Annotated in this window: 3 protein-coding genes and 1 pseudogene; all 4 read left to right on the top strand. The window is 73.8% G+C overall.

Annotated elements, in window-relative coordinates:
* Positions 1 to 88 precede the first annotated feature (88 nt).
* A complete protein-coding gene (locus tag AOK24_RS26510) occupies positions 89 to 622 on the top strand; it encodes a VOC family protein (RefSeq protein ID WP_055722583.1) in 534 nt (177 codons plus the stop codon).
* On the top strand, positions 619 to 2,181 hold the full coding sequence (locus tag AOK24_RS26505) for an FAD-dependent oxidoreductase (protein ID WP_055722582.1): 1,563 nt from the start codon (positions 619 to 621) through the stop codon (positions 2,179 to 2,181). The genes AOK24_RS26510 and AOK24_RS26505 overlap by 4 nt, the downstream gene beginning before the upstream one ends.
* A gap of 45 nt (positions 2,182 to 2,226) precedes the next feature.
* Positions 2,227 to 2,789, top strand: a pseudogene (locus AOK24_RS26500) (alcohol dehydrogenase catalytic domain-containing protein); the annotation flags it as partial.
* Positions 2,790 to 2,798: 9 nt separating this feature from the next.
* A partial coding sequence (locus AOK24_RS51190; protein WP_240554129.1) for a zinc-binding dehydrogenase occupies positions 2,799 to 3,012 on the top strand: 214 nt, incomplete at its 3' end.

Here is a 3,012-nt window from a genome sequence, read left to right as displayed (position 1 = left end):
CCCGCACCCCGAGCACCGCCCGCGACGCCCTCGACTCCCGCACCCCCGGCGAATCCCGCAACTCTCACAACTCCCGCAAGGACCAGCCATGATCACCGTCCCCGGCGTCGGCGCCGTCCACCACGTCGCCTACACGGTCCCCGACCTCGACCAGGCCGTGACCTTCTTCACCGATGCCCTCGGCGCTCAACTCGCCTATCTCACCGGCCCGGTGGCGGACCCGGCGGGCCTGTGGATGCTGCGCCAGCTCGGCGTCCACCGCGACGCGGTCGCGCACATCGCGATGCTGCGCCTCGGCCCGGTCACCAATGTCGAGCTGTTCCAGTACACGTCCCCCGACCAGCGCCGCGTCTACCCCCGCAACAGCGACTGGGGCGGCCACCATCTCGCCCTGGGCACCACGGACTTGGACGCCTCGCTGAAGCATCTCACCGGGTACGACGAGGTAGTTGCCCTCGGCGAGCCGCAGACCGTGACCGACGGCCCCATCGCGGGCGTCCGGTTCGTCTACCTGCGCACACCCTTCGGCCTCCACCTCGAACTCTCCGAGATCCCCGAGGAGTTGCCCTTCCACGAGAGCACGCCCGTCCGGCTCTACGACCCGCCGAGGGCCGTGTCATGACCGGCCTGTGGGGTCCCGGCTCGCCGCCGGTCGTGACGGAGGAGCGGGAGGTGTACGAGGCCGATGTCCTGGTCGTCGGCTCGGGCGCGGGCGGTGCCACCACCGCCTGGGCGCTGGCCTCGACGGGGGCGCGCGTCCTCGTCGTCGAGCGGGGCGACTTCCTGCCCCGCGAGCCCGAGAACTGGTCCCCTCAGGCCGTGTTCGAGCAGGGCCGCTACCACAACACGGGTTCCTGGCACACGGCCGAGGGCCGCCGCTTCACCTCCGGCGGCTTCTACGGCGTCGGCGGCACCACGAAGGTGTACGGCGCCGCCCTCCCCCGGCTGCGCGCGAGCGACTTCCGGGCGGTCGAGCACCTCCAAGGCACCTCGCCCGCCTGGCCGTTCGCGTACGGCGACCTGGAGCCGTACTACGCGGAGGCCGAGCGCCTCTACCGGGTGCACGGCGCCGACGGCACCGACCCGAGCGGCCCGCCGCGCAGCACCCCGTACCCGTGGCCGCCGGTGCCGCACGAGCCGGTCATCGCCGAACTCGCCGACCGGCTCACGGCGCAGGGCCTGCACCCCTACCCCGTCGAACTCGGCGTCGACCTGGCGCCGGGCGGGGCGTGCGAGCGGTGCGGCACCTGTGACGCGTTCCCGTGCCGGGTCGGCGCGAAGAGCGACGCGGAGACCCGCGCACTGCGGCCCGCACTGCGCACGCCGACGGTAAGGCTCCTCACCCGTACGCGAGTTGTGCGGCTGCGGACGGACCCCGGCGGGAAGCGGGTGACGTCCGTGGACGCGGTCCGCGACGGGCGTACCGTCCACCTGCGCGCCGGGACCGTGGTGGTGGCGTGCGGTGCCGTCAACTCGGCGGTCCTGCTGCTGCGTTCGGGCGGCGCCGCGCATCCGGACGGGCTCGGGAACGGCAGCGGGCTGGTCGGCCGCAACCTCATGCTGCACAACAACTCCGTGCTGATGGCGGTCGATCCGCGCCGCCGCAACCCGGTGACGTTCCAGAAGACCCTGGCCGTCAACGACTTCTACCTCCCGGGCGGCCCTCATGGCCAACACCCGTTGGGGAACCTCCAGTTGATGGGCAAGGTGTACGAGGCGACGCTCGCCGCCGCCCGTCCCCGGCTCCCCCGGCGGCTGCTGTCGGCCCTGGCCGCGCGGAGCGTCGACTGGTGGGTGATGTCGGAGGACCTGCCCGACCCGGACAACCGGGTCCTGCCGGGGCCCGGCGCCGACGACGTGACCGTGCGCTGGCACCCCACCAACACCCGCACCCACCGCAGACTGGTCCGCGCCGCCGCCGCGATGATGCGCCGGGCCGGGTATCCCCTCGTGTTCTCCCGGCAGTTGGGCGTGGAGGCGACGGGCCACCAGTGCGGGACGACCGTCGCGGGGACCGATCCCGCGCGGTCCGTCCTCGACCCGTACTGCCGCAGCCACGAGGTGGCGAACCTCTTCGTCGTCGACGGCGGCTTCTTCCCGTCGTCGGCGGCGGTCAATCCGACGCTGACGATCGCCGCGCAGGCGCTGCGGGTGGTGCGTGAGGGCGGGGTGCTGCCGTGAGGAGGGTGCGTGATCCCGCACTTCTCCACCACCTCCCACCGAAACATGTCATCTTGTGCAGCACCCTCATCGGAGCCCCCCATGCACACCGCCACCGCAGCCGTGGTCCGCGCCCACGGCGCCCCTTTCGCCCTGGAAGAGATCCGCGTCGACGACCCTCGCCCCGACGAGGTCCTCGTCCGGGTCCAGGCCGCCGGCATCTGTCACACCGACCTCAGTGTCCGCGCGGGTCACACCCCGTTTCCCGTCCCGGCGGTGCTGGGTCACGAGGGGATGGGGACCGTGGAGGCGGTCGGTGCCGGGGTCACCTCGGTGGCGCCCGGCGACAGCGTCGTCCTGAGCTTCGCGTCCTGCGGGCGCTGCCCGGCGTGCCTGACCGGCCGCCCGGTGCGGTGCGCGCACTGGCCCGCGCTGAACCTGTTCGGCGGGAGCAGGCTGGACGGCAGCGCGACGGTGTGGGGGGCGGGCCGGCGGACGAAGGAGCCGTTGCACGGGCACTTCTTCGGGCAGTCCTCGTTCTCGACGCTCGCGCTGACCGGTGAGCGCAACGTCGTCCCCGTCCCCGCTGGACTGCCGCCGGAGGTGCTGGCGCCGCTGGGGTGCGGGGTNNGGCGGTGATGGCGGCGCGGCTGACGGCGGCGACGCGGGTGATCGCCGTCGACCCGGACCCGCGCCGGCTGGCGCTCGCGCGGCGGCTGGGGGCGACCCACGCGGTGAACCCGTGCGAGGACGACGCGCTGTGCGCCGTCCGGGACCTGACGTGCGGGCGGGGTGCCGAGCGGGCGTTGGAGACCAGCGGGGTGCCGAAGGTGCTGCGGCAGGCCGTGGACG

The sequence above is a fragment of the Streptomyces niveiscabiei genome (assembly GCF_001419795.1).
GTDB classification, from domain to species: Bacteria; Actinomycetota; Actinomycetes; order Streptomycetales; family Streptomycetaceae; genus Streptomyces; species Streptomyces niveiscabiei.
The sequence above is the reverse complement of the archived record's forward strand: the minus strand, read 5'-3'. Positions and strand labels throughout refer to the sequence as shown.